14 protein-coding genes and 7 tRNA genes are annotated in these 16,215 nt (G+C 64.5%); 3 read left to right on the plus strand and 18 right to left on the minus strand.

Going from position 1 to position 16,215, the window contains the following annotated elements:
* Nucleotides 1-22 precede the first annotated feature (22 nt).
* Nucleotides 23-436 (minus strand): gamma-glutamylcyclotransferase family protein, encoded by a 414-nt coding sequence (locus tag BG61_RS07930; RefSeq protein ID WP_035938039.1) that lies wholly within the window; start codon nt 434-436, stop codon nt 23-25.
* A gap of 149 nt (nt 437-585) precedes the next feature.
* Here BG61_RS07930 and BG61_RS07935 point away from each other — a divergent pair, with 149 nt between their 5' ends.
* Nucleotides 586-1,428: an AraC family transcriptional regulator gene (locus BG61_RS07935; RefSeq protein ID WP_035938037.1), complete on the plus strand. Its 843-nt coding sequence runs from the start codon at nt 586-588 to the stop codon at nt 1,426-1,428.
* 49 nt (nt 1,429-1,477) lie between these two features.
* Here BG61_RS07935 and BG61_RS07940 read toward each other — a convergent pair whose 3' ends face one another.
* The 9 genes from BG61_RS07940 to gltX form a co-directional block, all read right to left on the minus strand.
* Entirely contained in the window at nt 1,478-1,942 is a 465-nt protein-coding gene (locus tag BG61_RS07940) for a GNAT family N-acetyltransferase (protein WP_035938035.1), read from the minus strand.
* A gap of 176 nt (nt 1,943-2,118) precedes the next feature.
* Nucleotides 2,119-2,195, minus strand: a tRNA-Asp gene (locus BG61_RS07945).
* A gap of 75 nt (nt 2,196-2,270) precedes the next feature.
* Nucleotides 2,271-2,346, minus strand: a tRNA-Glu gene (locus BG61_RS07950).
* A gap of 75 nt (nt 2,347-2,421) precedes the next feature.
* Nucleotides 2,422-2,498: transfer RNA gene (locus BG61_RS07955), tRNA-Asp, on the minus strand.
* Nucleotides 2,499-2,573: 75 nt separating this feature from the next.
* Nucleotides 2,574-2,649 (minus strand) — tRNA-Glu (locus BG61_RS07960).
* A 75-nt stretch (nt 2,650-2,724) separates the two neighbouring features.
* Nucleotides 2,725-2,801: transfer RNA gene (locus BG61_RS07965), tRNA-Asp, on the minus strand.
* 76 nt (nt 2,802-2,877) lie between these two features.
* Nucleotides 2,878-2,953, minus strand: a tRNA-Glu gene (locus BG61_RS07970).
* Between the two features lie 169 nt (nt 2,954-3,122).
* A tRNA-Ala gene (locus BG61_RS07975) sits at nt 3,123-3,198 on the minus strand.
* 173 nt (nt 3,199-3,371) lie between these two features.
* On the minus strand, nt 3,372-4,781 hold the full coding sequence (gltX, locus tag BG61_RS07980) for a glutamate--tRNA ligase (protein WP_035938033.1): 1,410 nt from the start codon (nt 4,779-4,781) through the stop codon (nt 3,372-3,374).
* Between the two features lie 263 nt (nt 4,782-5,044).
* Between gltX and BG61_RS07985 the strand changes: the two genes are divergently transcribed.
* Entirely contained in the window at nt 5,045-6,028 is a 984-nt protein-coding gene (locus BG61_RS07985) for a patatin-like phospholipase family protein (protein WP_169743291.1), read from the plus strand.
* Nucleotides 6,029-6,137: 109 nt separating this feature from the next.
* Here the strand turns inward: BG61_RS07985 and BG61_RS07990 are convergent, their stop codons facing one another.
* From BG61_RS07990 to BG61_RS08010, 5 genes are all read right to left on the minus strand, one after another.
* Nucleotides 6,138-6,806, minus strand: coding sequence for a C40 family peptidase (locus tag BG61_RS07990; RefSeq protein ID WP_035938031.1), 669 nt, complete (start codon nt 6,804-6,806; stop codon nt 6,138-6,140).
* A gap of 144 nt (nt 6,807-6,950) precedes the next feature.
* Nucleotides 6,951-8,549 carry an ABC transporter ATP-binding protein gene (locus BG61_RS07995; RefSeq protein WP_035938029.1) on the minus strand — a complete coding sequence of 533 codons (1,599 nt, stop codon included), beginning with the start codon at nt 8,547-8,549 and terminating at the stop codon, nt 6,951-6,953.
* The gene (locus BG61_RS08000) at nt 8,546-9,658 is read right to left on the minus strand and encodes an ABC transporter permease (RefSeq protein ID WP_035938027.1); all 1,113 of its coding nucleotides are present in this window, start codon (nt 9,656-9,658) and stop codon (nt 8,546-8,548) included. Before BG61_RS08000 ends, BG61_RS07995 begins: the two co-directional genes overlap by 4 nt.
* 1 nt (nt 9,659) lies before the next feature.
* Nucleotides 9,660-10,697 (minus strand): microcin C ABC transporter permease YejB, encoded by a 1,038-nt coding sequence (locus tag BG61_RS08005; RefSeq protein ID WP_035938025.1) that lies wholly within the window; start codon nt 10,695-10,697, stop codon nt 9,660-9,662.
* Nucleotides 10,698-10,736: 39 nt separating this feature from the next.
* A complete protein-coding gene (locus tag BG61_RS08010) occupies nt 10,737-12,626 on the minus strand; it encodes an extracellular solute-binding protein (protein WP_081868010.1) in 1,890 nt (629 codons plus the stop codon).
* A 233-nt stretch (nt 12,627-12,859) separates the two neighbouring features.
* On the opposite strand from BG61_RS08010, the gene fabI reads away from it, so the two are divergent.
* Entirely contained in the window at nt 12,860-13,651 is a 792-nt protein-coding gene (gene fabI / locus BG61_RS08015; RefSeq protein ID WP_035938023.1) for an enoyl-ACP reductase FabI, read from the plus strand.
* Between the two features lie 72 nt (nt 13,652-13,723).
* On the opposite strand, the gene BG61_RS08020 is transcribed toward fabI, so the two are convergent.
* The 3 genes from BG61_RS08020 to BG61_RS08030 form a co-directional block, all read right to left on the minus strand.
* Nucleotides 13,724-14,074, minus strand: coding sequence for a hypothetical protein (locus tag BG61_RS08020; protein WP_035938021.1), 351 nt, complete (start codon nt 14,072-14,074; stop codon nt 13,724-13,726).
* A 321-nt stretch (nt 14,075-14,395) separates the two neighbouring features.
* Entirely contained in the window at nt 14,396-14,734 is a 339-nt protein-coding gene (locus BG61_RS08025; protein WP_035938182.1) for a hypothetical protein, read from the minus strand.
* A 140-nt stretch (nt 14,735-14,874) separates the two neighbouring features.
* Complete coding sequence (locus tag BG61_RS08030; protein WP_035938019.1) at nt 14,875-16,182, minus strand: MFS transporter; 1,308 nt, start codon at nt 16,180-16,182, stop codon at nt 14,875-14,877.
* Between the last annotated feature and the right edge of the window lie 33 nt (nt 16,183-16,215).

Below are 16,215 nucleotides of genomic sequence, written 5' to 3' on the forward strand. Positions count from 1 at the left end.
CCGCTGTCCGGAGCGGCTTTTCTTATTTGCGGATGCGATGCTCGACCCAGTCGCCGCCTTCGATGCGCGGCAGGCCGTCGACCGAATGGGCGGCCACCGGATACATCAGGCAGTCGACGCCGTGCGCCGCGCCCTCGATATCCACCGTCACGTGCACGCGATGCGGCCGGAAAAGCCCCTCCACGCCGGGATACACCTCCTCGATCTCGTCGAGCACCGGCACGAGCGCATCGTCGATGCGGAAGACGTCGCCGCGAATCGGCTCGCCTGCGGGATCGATCACGAGTCCGGGATAGCGCCCGAAGTCAAAGAGACGCCCTTTCACATAGGCCGCGCCGATCCATTGCGGCAGCGCAATGCCGTGGCGCGCGGCCGCGCGGTTGATGTCGTTGATCTCGCCCGCGCGCAGCGTGCCGTAGACAAATACGTGTTGCATCAGTCGAATGTGCTCCGTTTTACCTGTCCCGATCGGCGCATTATGCAGCGCGAGAAAAACGCCCGCAGCAACGCGCAGCGGCGTGGCGAAAACGCATTACCATCGGGCTTTAAGCGGGTTTCATCGCGTGAACACGCCCTGGGAGGCGCATGCCGGCCGAATTGCGGGAATCATACGAGCAACTCGAGGAACTCGACATTCCGGTCGAACATTCGCCGACCGTCGCCCATCCGATACGCGTTCGCTCGCGCCCGGTGCCGGCCGGCGTGCGGATCGCGCGGCACACGCATCCGTGGGCGCAGCTCGCATGCACGTCGCGCGGCGTGCTGCGCGTCGCGACGACCGATTCGACGTGGATGGTGCCGCCGTCGCGGGCGATCTGGGTGCCGCCCAACGTGACGCATGAAGTCGCGATCGTCGAGCATGCGTACCTGCGCACGCTCTATCTCGATCCGAGCGTGGTGCCGGCGGGGCTCGCCGCGTGCCGCGTGGTGGAGGTGTCGCCGCTCTTGCGCGAGGTGATCGCCGCGCTCGACGACGGCGCCATCTCGCGTGAGCGCGAGCATCTGCTCGGCACGCTCGCCCTCGACGAAATCACGCGCTCCGAGCCGCTGCCGCTCTCGGTCCCGATGCCGGACGAAAAGCGTCTTCGCGCGCTGTGCGAAGCGGTGCTGGCCGACCCGGCCCGCGGCGACTCGCTCGAAAGCTGGGCGGCAGAAGCGGGCGCGAGCACGCGCACGATCGCGCGGCTTTTCCAGCGCGAACTGGGCGTGAGCTTTTCGCAATGGCGCCAGCAGGCCGTGCTCGCCCGCGCGATTCCGCTATTGAGCCAGGGGCGGCCGCTCGCGCAGGTCGCGCGCGAACTGGGCTACCAGAGCCAGAGCGCGTTTTCCGCGATGTTCCGGCGCGCATTCGGCGAGAGTCCGCGGGCGTTTTTCGTGCGGGACGGCCGCGGCGAGACCGAACAGCCGGGCCGCAAGGATGCGGACTGACGCACGATTCGAATGGCCGAACCCGAACGGCTGAAGCCAAATACTGGGCTCAGACGCGCCGCGCCATGTGGCGGATGGCGCCGAGCTGCGCCAGGCGCGAACCCGCCGGCCGGTAGCCCATGCGCACATAGAGCCGCGCCGCAGGGTTATCGACGAACACGCGCAACTGGCATTCCGCGAGCCCGCGGGCGCGCGCCCAGCGGTGCGCGGTATTGAGGAGGAACGTGCCCGCGCCGCGGCGGCGCCAGCCTTCTACGACCTGCACGTCGCGGATATGCAGCGAGTTGTTCTCCTCCGTCACGCGCATCACGCCGATCGGAACGCCGTCCGCTTCGAGCACGAAATTCTCCGATTCGCGCCAGCTGCACAAAAAAAGATCGCCGCGCCACACGAGATTGTGCCGGCGGTAATAGCCGTCCATGTTTTTGTGCGTGAGCGCTTCGGCGAAGGCGAAGTCGTCCATCGACGCCTGGCGCAACTGGAAAAGCGAGAGGTCTTCGGTGGGATCGAGCATCGCGCGGGGCCGAAGGACGGAAGTCAGGTGCCTTAACACTAAGACAGAGCGCCGATGCTGGCAATGGAGAGTTTTACCGGAACCGGCTGATGAAACGTCGGCGCGGCAAGGAATCGGCAAGCGGCAGACGAAAAAAATCCAGCGCCAGGCTGGATTTTTTCAAACAGACAATGTGCTGGCGGAGCGGACGGGACTCGAACCCGCGACCCCCGGCGTGACAGGCCGGTATTCTAACCAACTGAACTACCGCTCCAGCTCTTTCATCGATTTGCAAAAGCCCGGCCGGCTTCGCAACATTGCAGCGCTCTTCTGGCAGCCGCCGATGTTCTGGCGTCCCCTAGGGGATTCGAACCCCTGTACTCACCGTGAAAGGGTGATGTCCTAGGCCTCTAGACGAAGGGGACAGGAAACTTCTGGTGGTCCGGTGGCGAAAAAAAACCGGCTCATCAGCCGGATTCTTTGCAATTCACAAGACTGGTTGGCGGAGCGGACGGGACTCGAACCCGCGACCCCCGGCGTGACAGGCCGGTATTCTAACCAACTGAACTACCGCTCCAACTCTTCCATCGATTTGCAAAAGCCCGGCCGGCTTCGCAACATTGCAGCGCTCTTCTGGCAGCCGCCGATGTTCTGGCGTCCCCTAGGGGATTCGAACCCCTGTACTCACCGTGAAAGGGTGATGTCCTAGGCCTCTAGACGAAGGGGACAGGAAACTTCTGGTGGTCCGGTGGCGAAAAAAAACCGGCTCATCAGCCGGATTCTTTGCAATTCACAAGACTGGTTGGCGGAGCGGACGGGACTCGAACCCGCGACCCCCGGCGTGACAGGCCGGTATTCTAACCAACTGAACTACCGCTCCAACTCTTCCATCGGTTTGAGAAAGCTTCACCGCTCTCGCAAACTTGCAGCGCTTTTACTAGCAGCCGCCGATGTTTTGGCGTCCCCTAGGGGATTCGAACCCCTGTACTCACCGTGAAAGGGTGATGTCCTAGGCCTCTAGACGAAGGGGACAGAAACTTGGGTAAATCTCTGTCTTGCTACTGTTTGTCACTTATTTGCCACTTGCTCGCTAACCGATTGTGCCGCATCAGCGAAGACCGAAATTATATACAGCATTTCGATACTTGTGAAGTCTTTTTTGCGATGAACCGTACCTGCAAAAAGACTTCAAACCGTTCTGTGGTGGAGGTAAGCGGGATCGAACCGCTGACCTCTTGCATGCCATGCAAGCGCTCTCCCAGCTGAGCTATACCCCCTTGCAGAACAGAAACGAGATTCTAAAGGGCGCTTTTGAAGTTGTAAATACCCTTTGACGCGCTATCCGAAAATTTTTCGTCTTCCTGCATGAGTTGCGGATGCTTCATCGACGAGGCAGCCGGGACAGTGCGAACGCAGCCGTTCACCGCGTCCCGGCGTGCTCATGTGTGTTTCATGCTCGCGCCTTGTCGAGCCGCGCCAGCACGGTCTCACGGCCGAACAGCATCAGCACCGCATCGATCGACGGCGTGTGCGTCGTGCCCGCCACGAGCAGGCGCACCGGCATCGCGAGTTGCGGCATCTTGAGCTTGTGCGCCGCAAGCGTCGCCTTGAACGCGGCAAGAATCGCCTCCTTGCTCCATTCGACGTCGGCGAGCGCCGTGCGCAGATCGGCGATCGCCGGGCGCACCGCGTCGGTGACGTGCTGCGCGAAGGCTTCCGGCTCGATCACCGGCTCCTTGTAGAACATCGCGGCGTTGTCGGCGATTTCCTTCACCGTCGACGCCCGGTCCTTCAGGAGCGCGATCACCAGTTCGAGCGGCGCGCCCTGCTCGATCGCCGGTGCGTCGATGTCGAGCTGCGCGAGAAACGGCTTCGCGAGCGTCGCGAGGCGCGCGTTGTCCGCTTCCTTGATGTAATGCGCGTTGAGCCAGTTCAGCTTGTCGTGGTCGTACTGCGCGGGCGACTTGCCGAGGTGATCGAGATCGAACCACTCGACGAACTGCTCGCGCGAGAAAATCTCGGCATCGCCATGCGACCAGCCGAGGCGCGCGAGGTAGTTCAGCACCGCTTCGGGCAGGTAGCCGGCATCGCGATAGCCCGTCACGCTCATCGCGCCGTGACGCTTGCTCATCTTCTCGCCCTGCTCGTTCAGCACGGTCGGCAGGTGCGCGTAGACCGGCACCTCGCCGCCGAGCGCGCGCAGGATGTTGATCTGGCGCGGCGTGTTGTTCACGTGGTCGTCGCCGCGGATCACATGGGTGATGTTCATGTCGAGATCATCGACCACCACACAGAAGTTGTACGTCGGCGTGCCGTCGGGGCGCGCGATCACGAGGTCGTCGAGCTCCTCGTTCGAGATCTCGACCGTGCCCTTCACCGCGTCGTCCCAGTTCACCACGCCGTTGAGCGGGTTGCGAAAGCGCACGACGGGCGTCACGCCTTCCGGCACCGGCGGCAGCACCTTGCCCGGCTCGGGGCGCCAGGTGCCGTCGTAGCGGGGCTTCTCGCCGGCCGCGCGCTGGCGCTCGCGCAGCGCGTCGAGTTCTTCCGTCGACATATAGCAATGGTATGCCAGCCCCTTTTCGAGCATCTGCGCGACGACCTCGCGATACCGGTCCATCCGCTGCATCTGGTAGTACGGGCCTTCGTCGAAATCGAGGCCGAGCCATTGCATGCCTTCGAGGATCGCTTCGACGGATGCGTCGGTCGAACGCTCGAGATCGGTGTCTTCGATGCGCAGCACGAAGGTGCCCTTCATCTTGCGCGCGAACGCCCACGGATAGAGCGCGGAGCGGATGTTGCCGAGATGGATGAAGCCGGTCGGGCTCGGGGCGAAGCGGGTACGGACTTGCGTGGTCATGGGCTCTTACTCGATGGCGGAATGCGTTCGCGGCGCGGGCCGCCGTTCCAGGCAGCCGGCTAAGGCCGCCTTGAGCGTGGGCTGCATCAGGCTGCGAAGCCTGATGCAGCCCGCGAACGATGCGTCGACGACCGGCCGCCCGCGCGCCCTGAAGCAAACTGCGCGCGATGCACGGCCGTTCAAAATGAGACGGAATTATACTCGCCGCCCGCATTGCGCCGGCGCGGGCAGATGGACTTGCATTATGATGTGCGCGCCGTTTTCTGCGCACGTCATCGGAGCGATTGCGCCCGAACGCAACGCCGCTGGAGAATTTCTTGAACTCATCGCCCCCTCGTCTTTCGCGCCGCGCCTTTTCAGCGGCGGCGGCGGCGGCCGTGCTCGCCGCCTGCACCTCGGCCGGCCGCCCCACTCAGCCGGCGAGCGCCAGCGCGCCGCCGAAGACCGAGCCGCCACGCCCGCTTCGCATCGGCCTCGCGCTCGGCGGGGGCGCGGCGCGCGGGTTCGCGCACATCGGCGTGATCAAGGCGCTCGAAGCGCGCAACGTGCGCGTCGACCTGCTCGCCGGCACGAGCGCGGGGTCGGTGATCGCGGCGCTGTCCGCGTCGGGGATGAACGGCATCGCGATCAACAAGCTCGCGCTGACCATGGACGAAGCGTCGATCAGCGACTGGGCGATGCCCTTTCGCGCGCGCGGCATCCTGCAGGGCGTCGCGTTGCAGAACTACCTGAACAGGACACTGGAGAACCGGCCGATCGAAAAGATGGCGCGGCCGCTCGGCATCGTCGCGACCGACCTGAAGACCGGCCAGCCGATCCTTTTTCAGCGCGGCAACACCGGCATCGCGGTGCGGGCGTCGTGCAGCGTGCCGTCGATCTTCGAGCCGGTGAAGATCGGCGGGCACGAATATGTGGACGGGGGCCTCGTGAGCCCCGTGCCCGCCGCGTTCGCGCGCAAGATGGGCGCGGATTTCGTGATCGCCGTCGATATTTCGGCGCGTCCGGAGACGGCGCTCACGCAAAGTTCGTTCGACGTGCTGATGCAGACATTCACGATCATGGGCCAGACCATCAAGGCCTACGAGCTCGACAAATACGCGGACGCCGTGATCCGGCCGAATCTCGCGGCGATGAGCGGCAGCGACTTCGGCCAGCGCAACGCCGCGATTCTCGCGGGCGAAGAAGCGGTCGCGCGGATCTGGCCGGAGCTTCAGCAGCAACTGGCGGGGCGCGCCGCGACCGCCTGAATCAGAACGACAAAAAGCCTGCTTCCGAAAAAGCAGGCTTTTTTGATCGACCACCTGAAGCGCAAGAGCGCCGTGATCCGCGCTACTGCCGTGCGCGGAACGTGCCCTGTCAGTTCGTCGCGCCGATGGTTGCGCTTACGCGCTGGCGTAGTTCGCTGGCGTCCGCCGGGAAGTTCGCTTCGATGCGGCGCGCGCCGGTGTAGCGCTTTTCCCAGTAGCTGTTTTCCATGTCGTCGACGCGAATCGTGCTGCCGGTAGAGGGCGAATGCACGAACTTGTTGTCGCCGATATAGATGCCGACATGCGAGAACGAGCGGCGCATCGTGTTGAAGAACACGAGATCGCCCGGCTTCAGTTCGCTCACGCGGACCTTCTCGCCCACGCGGCTCATTTCCTCGGCACGGCGCGGCAGCGTCATGCCGAGCGTGTCCTGGAAGACGTAGCGCACGAAACCGCTGCAGTCGAGGCCGGAGTCAGGCGTGTCGCCGCCCCAGCGGTAACGCACGCCGATCATGTTCAGCGCGCCGACGACGACGTCGCCTGCCTTGCTGGCCATGCCGGAGAGAAAGGACTTGGTCTTGCCGCTCGCATTGTTGCCGGAATCGGCATCGGGGTAGACATCGTTTGCTTTAGACGACGAAAAAATGCCATTGCTGGCATTTTGACTGGAATTGTTCACTTCGTCGGCGAACGCCGCTGAAGTTGCTGTCATCAGTAGGCCGATCAACATGCCGGCGGCGGCGCGGAAGCATGTCTGAGTCAAGGTGATTGGCTGCATCGGGCTGTAGTTTTTGCTAATAAAGGCTGAAAAATCAGAGGCATACGTAAAGTTTGGACGATACTAGCTAGGAATTATTTGCCTGTCAAAAGGAATAGAAAAATACAATCGAGACACGCACCTAATTGGTGAGAAGGGTGAAATTCAAGCTTGCAAGGCTGCTTTCAGAAGCTTTCGCGTGTACTCGTGAGACGGCTTCGAAAAAATTCTCTCCACATCGCCCGTTTCCACGACGATTCCGTTCTGCATCACTGCGACGCGATGCGCCATCGCGCCGATGACCTCGAGGTCGTGGCTGATGAACACGTATCCGAGGTCATATTTCTTCTGTAGTTCCGCAAGAAGTTTCAGGACCTGCATCTGGATCGAAACGTCGAGCGCGCTCGTCGGTTCATCGAGGATCAGGATGCGGGGTTCCAGCACGAGCGCCCGCGCGATCGCGATGCGTTGCCGCTGGCCGCCCGAGAACTCGTGCGGATAACGGCTCAACGCCGTGCGGTCCATGCCGACTTCGCGCAATACCGACACGACTTTGGCGTGCCGCGCGGCGGCGTCGAGTTCCGGGCGATGCAGCGCGAGCCCCTCGCTCACGATCCGCTCGATCGTGTGCCGCGGCGAGAGCGAGCTGAACGGGTCCTGGAACACGACCTGCATGTTCGAGCGCAGCACGGTCTTGTCGCGCCCGCGATAGTCGGCAAGCGCCCTGCCCTGGAATTCCACGTTGCCGTGCGAGATGCGCTGAAGGCCGAGGAGCGCCATCGCGAGCGTCGATTTGCCCGAGCCCGATTCGCCGACGATGCCGAGCGTCTCGCCCTGGCGAACGGAGATCGACACCTTGTCGACCGCCTTGAAGGTGCCGCGCCGGAACCAGCCGGACACGCCGCGCAGCTTGGTCGAGTAATCGACCGAGACGTCCTTCGCGTCGATGAGCACGGGCGAAAGCGGCAGCACCGGCAGCACCGCCCGCTGCGGACGGCTTTGCAACAGGCGCTGCGTATACGGATGCTGCGGCGACGTGAAGATCGCCTCGACCGTGCCGCTTTCGACGAGCACCCCCCGCTCCATCACCGCGATGCGCTGCGCGAACCGGCGCACGAGATTCAGGTCGTGCGTGATGAGCAGCACGGCCATGCCGCGTTTCTCGGCTTCGTCGCGCTGCAGCTCGAGCAGCAGATCGACGATCTGCGCGCGGATCGTCACGTCGAGCGCGGTGGTCGGCTCGTCGGCGAGCAGAAGGCGCGGGCGGCACGCGAGCGCCATCGCGATCATCACCCGCTGGCGCTGGCCGCCCGAAAGCTGATGCGGATAGCTGTCGATACGGCGCGCCGGCTCCGTGATCCCGGTGCGCGCGAGCAGCTCGATCGCACGCTTTCGGGCTTCGCGCGGCGGCACGCCGTCGTGGAGCTGGATCGTCTCGATGATCTGGTCGCCGACCGTGTAGAGCGGGTTGAGCGCCGTCATCGGCTCCTGGAAGATCATCGCGATGTCGGAGCCGCGCAGGCCGCGCATCGCGTGCTCGCTCTTCGTGAGCAGTTCTTCGCCCGCGAATCGGATCGAGCCGGACAGTTCGGCGTCGCGCAGGAGGCGCAGGATCGACAGCGCCGTCACGCTCTTGCCCGAGCCCGACTCGCCGACGAGCGCCACGCGCTCGCCCGCCTCGATCGTGAGGGTCACGTCGTCGACGGCGAGCGTCTCGCCGAAACGCACGCGCAGCTTGTCGATGTGCAGCAGTGGCGCGCTCACCGGCCGCCTCCGGCCTTGATCGCATCGGCAATGCGCGTATCGAGCGCATTGCGCAGCGCGTCACCCATGAAGGTCAGGAGCAGGAGCGTCGCGACCAGCACGCCGAAGGTCGAAAGCGAGATCCACCACGCGTCGAGATTGGCCTTGCCCTGCGCGAGCAGTTCGCCGAGCGAAGGCGTCGGCGACGGCACGCCGAGCCCGAGAAAATCGAGGCTGGTGAGCGCGAGGATCGCGCCGCTCATGCGAAACGGCAGGAACGTGATGACGGGCGTGAGGCTGTTCGGCAGCACGTGACGCCAGATGATCTGCCAGTTCGACAGCCCCATCGCCCGCGCCGCGCGCACGTAGTCCTGCGTGCGGTTGCGCAGGAACTCGGCGCGCACGTAGTCCGACAGCCCGATCCAGCCGAACAGCGACAGCAGCACGACGAGCAGAAGGAGACTCGGCTCGAAGATCGACGCGAAGATGATCAGGAGGTAAAGCTCCGGCAGCGCGCTCCAGATCTCGATGAGGCGCTGCCCCGTGATATCCGTCCTGCCGCCGAAATAGCCCTGCACCGCGCCCGCCAGCACGCCGAGCACGGTGCCGATCACCGTCAGTACGAGCCCGAACAGCACCGACACGCGAAAGCCGTACACGAGGCGCGCGAACACGTCGCGCCCGCGGTCGTCGGTGCCGAGCCAGTTCTCGCGCGACGGCGGCGCCGGGTTCGAGCCCTTCGAGAAGTAGTTCAGCGTGTCGTAGTAATAGTGGTTCGGCGGATAGATCGCGAAGTTGCCGGGCGCGCTGAAGCGGTCGCGGATATACGGATCGAGATAGTCGGCGGGTGTTGGAAAGTCGCCGCCGAAAGTCGTCTCGGCATACGTCTTCACGAGCGGAAAGTAAAGCTGCCCCTGATAGCGCACGACGAGCGGCTTGTCGTTCGACCACAGCGGGCCCGCCAGGCTGATCATGAACGCGGCGACGAATACGATCAGGCTCCAGTAGCCCAGCCGATGGTGCCTGAAGCGCATCCAGACGCGCCGGCCCGGCGTCATCGAGGCGTGCGCCCTGAGCGGCTGGCCGTCTGTTGCGGCGGCGGTGCGCCGTGACGATGCGGCTCGGTTCAAGTCAGCGCTCCAGTTGTTCGAATTGAATGCGAGGATCGACCCAGACGTAGCACAGGTCCGAGATCAGCTTGGTCGCAAGCCCGATCAGCGTGAAGAGATAAAGCGTGCCGAGCACGACCGGATAGTCGCGCCGCACGACGGATTCATAGGAGAGCAGGCCGAGGCCGTCGAGTGAAAAAAGCGTCTCGATGAGCAGGCTCCCCGTGAAGAACGCGCCGATGAACGCCCCCGGAAAGCCGACGATCAGCGGCAGGAGCGCATTGCGGAAGACGTGCTTCCAAAGCACGCGCCGCTCCGAGAGCCCCTTCGCGCGCGCGGTCAGCACGTATTGCTTGCGGATCTCGTCGAGGAACGCGTTCTTCGTGAGCATCGTGATGACGGCGAAGCTGCCCACCACCGACGCCACCACCGGCAACGTGATGTGCCAGAGATAGTCGAGGATCTTGCCGCCGAGCGAGAGCGTCGCCCAGTTGTCCGAGGTGAGGTTGCGCAGCGGAAAGAGCTGCCAGAACGTCCCGCCGCCGAACAGCACGAGCAGCAGCACGCCGAGCACGAAGCCTGGTATCGCGAAGCCGACGAGCACGACGAGGCTCGACGCGACATCGAATCTGGAGCCGTTGCGCACCGCCTTCGCGATGCCGAGCGGCACCGAGATCAGGTACGTGATGAGAAACGTCCACACGCCGATGCTGATGGACACCGGCAGCTTCGAGACGATCAGCGACCACACGCTCTGATGCCGGAAATAGCTGTCGCCGAGATCGAAGCGCACGAACTTGCCGAGCATCGAGAAATAGCGTTCGAGCGGCGGCTTGTCGAAACCGTAGAGCGCCTTGAGCTGCGCGACCTGCTGCGCATCGACGCCCGTGTGCGTGCGCATGCCGAACGACGCGCCCTGCTCGCTGCCGCGCCGCAGGTCGTGCACCGCCTGCTCGACGGGTCCGCCCGGCACGAACTGGATCACGACGAACGTGAGCGTGAGCACGCCGATCAACGTCGGGACCATCAGCAGGATGCGTTTGAGGATATAGCTCCACATGGCGGCTGTCCGGTTCGGGTTGTTTCCTTCGCGTGGCGATTACTTCGCGGCCGGCTTGAACCACCACGTCGACGTGACCCAGTCGTCGGCGGTGTAGTAAAGCGGCAGCGTGGCGGGATACGCGAGTGTATTGCGATACGCCACGCGATGCTTCGCCGAGTACCAGTGCGGCACGACATAGTAGCCGTGCATGAGCACCCGGTCGAGCGCGTGCGTGGCGTCGACGAGCTGCTCGCGCGTCTGCGCCGACACGACCGCCTGCAGGATCTTGTCGACGGCGGGCGACTTGACCCCCGACAGATTGTCCGAGCCCTGCTCGTCCGCCGACTTGCTGCCGAAGCGCGAAACCTGCTCCGTGCCGGGCACCTGAACGTCGGGCATGCGCACGCTCGTCATGTCGAACTCGAATGCGTCGAGCCGCTTCTGGATCAGCGCATAGTCGACGGTGCGGAAATTCGCCGTGATGCCGAGCTTCTGCAGGTTGCGCGCGAACGCTGCGGCGACGGGCTCCATCGACGCGCCGCCGCCCGTGTCGTCGAGAATCTCGAAGACGAACGGCTCGCCCTTCGCGTTGCGCAGCGCGCCGTCGCGATACGTCCAGCCGGCATCGGCGAGCAACTGGCGCGCCTTGATCAGATTCGCGCGCAGCGAGCCGGGCGGATCGGTGTCGGGCTGCGTGGTCATTTCGCCGAACACCGCGGGGTCGAGCTGCGCGCGCAGCGGCGTGAGGAGCGCGAGCTCGCCTTCGCTCGGGCGCCCCTTCGCCTGCAATTCCGTGTTGACGAAGAAGCTGTCCGTGCGCTTGTACTGGTTGAAGAACAACTGGCGGTTGAGCCACTCGAAGTCGAGCGCGAGATCGAGCGCCTGGCGCACGCGGACATCCTTGAAGAGCGGCCTGCGCACGTTCATGAAGAAGCCCTGCATGCCGCTGCCGTTGTGGTGCGGGAACTCGCGCTTGATGAGCTCGCCGCTGTCGAAGCGCTTGCCGATGTCGCGCCGCACCCAGCTGCGCGCGATGTTTTCGACGAGCACGTCGTATTCGCCCGCCTTGAACGCCTCGAGCCGCGCGATGTTGTCCGAATACAGCTTGTAATTGATGCGCTCGTAGTTGTAGGTGCCTACGCGCACGGGCAGCCTGTCGCCCCAGTACGACGGATTGCGGCGGTAGGTGATGGTGCGGCCGTTGTCGTAGTGCTCGATCACATACGGGCCGCTGCCGATCGGCTGCTGGAACGCAAGCTGGTCGAACGGAATGCGCGTGCCGTCCGGCTTCATCCCCCACTTGCGCGAGAAAACGGGAATGCCGCCCGCGAGGAGCGGCATCTCGCGCGTGCGCGCCTTGAAGTCGAAGCGGATCGTGAGCGGATCGATCACGACCGCCCGCGCGATCTGGCCGAAATACACCGAATACTGAGGGGCGGCCTGCGGGCTCTTCAGGGTCTCGAACGAGAACCTGACGTCTTCCGCCGTGACGGGGTCGCCATTCGAGAAGCGCGCGCGAGGATTGATGTGGAACGTGGCCGACAGGCCGTCGGGGGCAACCTGGATGTCGTCGGCAAGCAGCCCGTACACGGTGGCCACTTCGTCGAGGCTGCCCGTCGTGAGGCTCTCGAACATGAGGCCGAGGCCCGGCGCCGGATTGCCGCGCATCGTGAACGGGTTGAACTTGTCGAAGCTCGTGAGACGGTTCGGGTTGGCGAGCACCAGCGTGCCGCCGCGCGGCGCGTCGGGATTCACGTAGTCGAAATGCTGGAAGCCCGGCGGATACTTCGGTTCGCCGTATTGCGCGATGGCGTACACGCCGAACGCCGCGCCGGAAAACACGAAGCCGATCGACCCGAGCAACGCGCCCGCGATCAGGACACCGTTGACTCGTCGCGAGCGGGTCGTCATGCGGGTCGTCGAGCGGGTCGTCGTGGGATTCGTCATCAAGTCCTTGGGACGGAAGATGGGAAGTGGGAGCGGCTCAAATACGGATCAGTGGCGGATTAGCAGCGTCTCAGAATCGGCCGATGGCGCAAACGCCGCATGAAGCGTCGGGTGGCTGCTGCAATGTGAGAGAATTCTACCCAAAATCCCGCGCGGCCTGACCGGCGTGGCGCTTCGACAGAGGCGGCCATTGCGGCAACGCACGCGCGACTTCGACTTGTAAAGGAGCATTCATGGGCTTTCTCGCTGGAAAACGAATTCTGCTGACGGGCTTGCTGTCCAACCGCTCGATCGCCTACGGGATCGCGCAGGCCTGCAAGCGCGAAGGCGCGGAACTGGCGTTCACGTATGTCGGCGACCGCTTCAAGGACCGCATCGTCGAATTCGCCACCGAATTCGGCAGCGAACTGGTGTTCCCGTGCGACGTCGCCGACGACGCGCAGATCGACGCGCTCTTCGCCTCGCTCAAGCAGCACTGGGACACGCTCGACGGCCTCGTGCACTCCATCGGCTTCGCGCCGCGCGAAGCGATCGCGGGCGACTTCCTCGACGGCATGACGCGCGAGAACTTCCGCATCGCGCACGACATCTCGGCGTACAGCTTCCCGGCGCTCGCGAAGGCGGCCCAGCCGATGCTCTCGCCCGACGCGTCGCTGCTCACGCTCTCCTATCTCGGCGCCGAGCGCGCGATCCCGAACTACAACACGATGGGGCTCGCGAAGGCATCGCTCGAAGCGAGCGTGCGCTATCTCGCCGCATCGCTCGGCGCGAAGGGCGTGCGCGTGAACGGCATCTCGGCCGGCCCGATCAAGACGCTCGCGGCGAGCGGCATCAAGGGCTTCGGCAAGATCCTCGATTTCGTCGAGAACAATGCGCCGCTCAAGCGCAACGTCACCATCGAGCAGGTCGGCAATGTGGCGGCATTCCTGCTGTCGGATCTCGCGGGCGGCGTGAGCGCGGAAATCGTGCACGTCGACAGCGGCTTCAACGCGGTGGTCGGCGGCATGGCGGCTGTGGCGGAATAAACGCGCCGCAACAAGCGAAAAAGCCGTCCCCTTTTGCGGGACGGCTTTTTTTATGGCAGTGCGCGAAGTGCGTCAATGATGGTGCTTGTCGTGACCCTTGCCGTGGCCGTTGCCGTGATGCTTGTCGTGGCCGCGCCCGTGATGGCGATACCAGTCGTCGCGATCCCAGTAGCGGCGGCCGTCGTAGTAGCGGTTGCCGTACCAGCCAACGACGACCGGCGGACGTACGTACACCGGCGCGGGCTGGTAGATGACGGGCGGCGGCGGCGGCGCGTAGACCGGCGCCGGCGCGACATAGACGGGCGCCGGAATGCCCACATTCACCCCCACGTGGACGTCGGCCGCCTTCGCCGCGCCACCTGCTGCGAGCGCGCTCGCAGCGAGCGCTCCCGCGAGGAATCGGACGATCGAATTCTTTTTCATGTGAAGCGCACCTCGGCGGTTTATTGGTTGGTGTCGGGGGCGAATATAACGGATGGCTTTCAGTCCAGTATTTCAACTTTGTAAGTTGTTATTCGGATAGGCGTAATGTCTGGAGAAAGCTTACCTTTTGTTACATCAGACGGTTGGGCGGTCTCGCGCGCTTCAACGGATTCGCAACACGCTGCCCTTCGCCATTCCCATGCACCTGCCGTGGTCAGGAGGAGGGGCGAGGGCGAAAAAAAACCACCCGGTTTGATCCGGGTGGCCTTCGTGAACCTCAGCCGCCGCTATCTTCGATGCGCTCGATAAGGCCCGATACGCTCAATGCCAGCCGCGGTGCTCGCCGTGGTCGTGATGGTCGGGTCCGTGGCCGTGGCCGTGGTGGCGATACCAGTCGTCGCGATCCCAGTAGCGGCGACCGTCGTAATAGCGGTCGCCGTGCCAGCCGATCACGATCGCGGGCTGCGCGTACACCGGCGGCGGCGCATAAACGACGGGCGGAGGCGGCGGCGCATAGACCGGCGCGGGCGCGACATACACCGGTGCGGGAATGCCGACGTTCACGCCGATATGCACCTCGGCCATCGCCGCACCCGACACGCCCAGGCCACCGGCGACCATCAGGCCGGCGAGCAAAGAAGCCTTCGATACCTTGTTCATCTTGAAGCGCACCTCAACGGGTTGTTTGTTGTGTTGAGGCAAATATAGCGGATCGATCTGGTCGAGTTGTTTCAAGTTGGTAACCTCGTATTACGGTCTCGCGCAACCCGCAACCTTACGCCCAGTAAGGGTCACGCGACTCAGTTCGGCAGCTCCTGCCCCTTCGTTTCCGGCGCGAATGGTATCACCGCGAGGCCGATCACGAATGCCACCGCGGTGAGCGCAATCGGCACGCCGAGTGTTCTCATGTGCAGCACCATGGCGCCGATGCCGAAGTTCACGATCGCGCCGATGAAGCGTCCCACAGACGTGCAGAACGCGAAGGCCGTCGCGCGCACGCGCGTCTCGAACTGCTCGGGAAGCCACAGGCTGAAGAGCGCGAAGTTGCCGCCGAAAAAGCCCAGCACCACGAGCAGCGCGATGAACGGCACGAGCCCGTCCTGCAGATAGAACGCCCAGCCGAACGCGAGCGCGATCGACGCCGCCATGCCGACGAAATACACCGCGAGCGTCATCCTGCGGCCGATGCGCTCGGCCATCGGCGGCAATGCGAGACAGCCGGCGATCGTGCCGATCGAAAGCAGCCCGGTCGCGATCGATGCCATGCGCGCGGCATCCGCTTTCGCCATGCCGGCCTTCGTTGCAAGCTGAATGACAGCCGACGGCTCGTACACCGCGCCCGCCCACAGCCCGATGATCGCGACCGTGAGCAGCGTCGCCGCGACGATCGTGCGCCGCCGGTATTGCGCCGAGAAGATCGAGCGCAGCGCGCTCGCGTGCTTCGCCGCGCCCGCCTCCGCCCGCTGCCACTTGTCGGTTTCCTTCACGCGCAGGAGCACGATGATCGACACGACGACGGGCACCACGCCGACGAGAAACATCGCGCGCCAGCCGAAGGTCGCGCCGATCGTGTAGTTGAGCGCGGCCGCGAGAAAGAAGCCCGCGTAGTAGCCCGTTTGCAGATAACCTGCGCCCATCTTGCGGCGGTCTTCCGGCCAGGCCTCGGCGACATACGTGCCCGCGAGCGCCCACTCGCCGCCGATCCCCACGCCCGCGAGAAACCGGTAGGTGCCCAGTTCCCAGACGGTGTGCGCCGTGGCCGCAAGCCCCGTGAAGATCGCGAACGTGAAGATGGTGGCCGCGAGCACCTTGGTGCGGCCGAAGCGGTCGGCGAGCGGCCCCCAGATGAACGACAGTCCCCAGCCCACCAGAAAGAGCGCGAAGAGTATCGAGCCGGCGAGGCCGATGTTCGCTGGCGTCGCGGCGTATCCGGAGCGCGGCAGCAACTCGGTCAGCGCGGGCGCGAGCACGAGGGCGTAGATGAACGAATCCATTCCATCGAGTGTCCAGCCCGCCCACGCGCCCCAGAATCCGACGATCTGCGTACGGTTCAACGGGGTGCGCGTGCGCCGGGCGGCGCCTGCTGTGCGATCCAGCGTGGTCGGCATGGTGTGTGTCTCCTGGGAATCGATTACGGAGCG

It is taken from the genome of Caballeronia glathei (assembly GCF_000698595.1).
GTDB lineage: Bacteria > Pseudomonadota > Gammaproteobacteria > Burkholderiales > Burkholderiaceae > Caballeronia > Caballeronia glathei.

Coding starts and splice junctions, on each gene's coding strand:
- BG61_RS08025 (WP_035938182.1), bottom strand. CDS start 14,734: ATGAACAAGGTATCGAAGGCTTCTTTGCTCGCCGGCCTGATGGTCGCC.
- BG61_RS07935 (WP_035938037.1), top strand. CDS start 586: ATGCCGGCCGAATTGCGGGAATCATACGAGCAACTCGAGGAACTCGAC.
- BG61_RS08020 (WP_035938021.1), bottom strand. CDS start 14,074: ATGAAAAAGAATTCGATCGTCCGATTCCTCGCGGGAGCGCTCGCTGCG.
- gltX (WP_035938033.1), bottom strand. CDS start 4,781: ATGACCACGCAAGTCCGTACCCGCTTCGCCCCGAGCCCGACCGGCTTC.
- fabI (WP_035938023.1), top strand. CDS start 12,860: ATGGGCTTTCTCGCTGGAAAACGAATTCTGCTGACGGGCTTGCTGTCC.
- BG61_RS08005 (WP_035938025.1), bottom strand. CDS start 10,697: ATGTGGAGCTATATCCTCAAACGCATCCTGCTGATGGTCCCGACGTTG.
- BG61_RS08030 (WP_035938019.1), bottom strand. CDS start 16,182: ATGCCGACCACGCTGGATCGCACAGCAGGCGCCGCCCGGCGCACGCGC.
- BG61_RS07930 (WP_035938039.1), bottom strand. CDS start 436: ATGCAACACGTATTTGTCTACGGCACGCTGCGCGCGGGCGAGATCAAC.
- BG61_RS08010 (WP_081868010.1), bottom strand. CDS start 12,626: ATGACGAATCCCACGACGACCCGCTCGACGACCCGCATGACGACCCGC.
- BG61_RS07940 (WP_035938035.1), bottom strand. CDS start 1,942: ATGCTCGATCCCACCGAAGACCTCTCGCTTTTCCAGTTGCGCCAGGCG.
- BG61_RS07990 (WP_035938031.1), bottom strand. CDS start 6,806: ATGCAGCCAATCACCTTGACTCAGACATGCTTCCGCGCCGCCGCCGGC.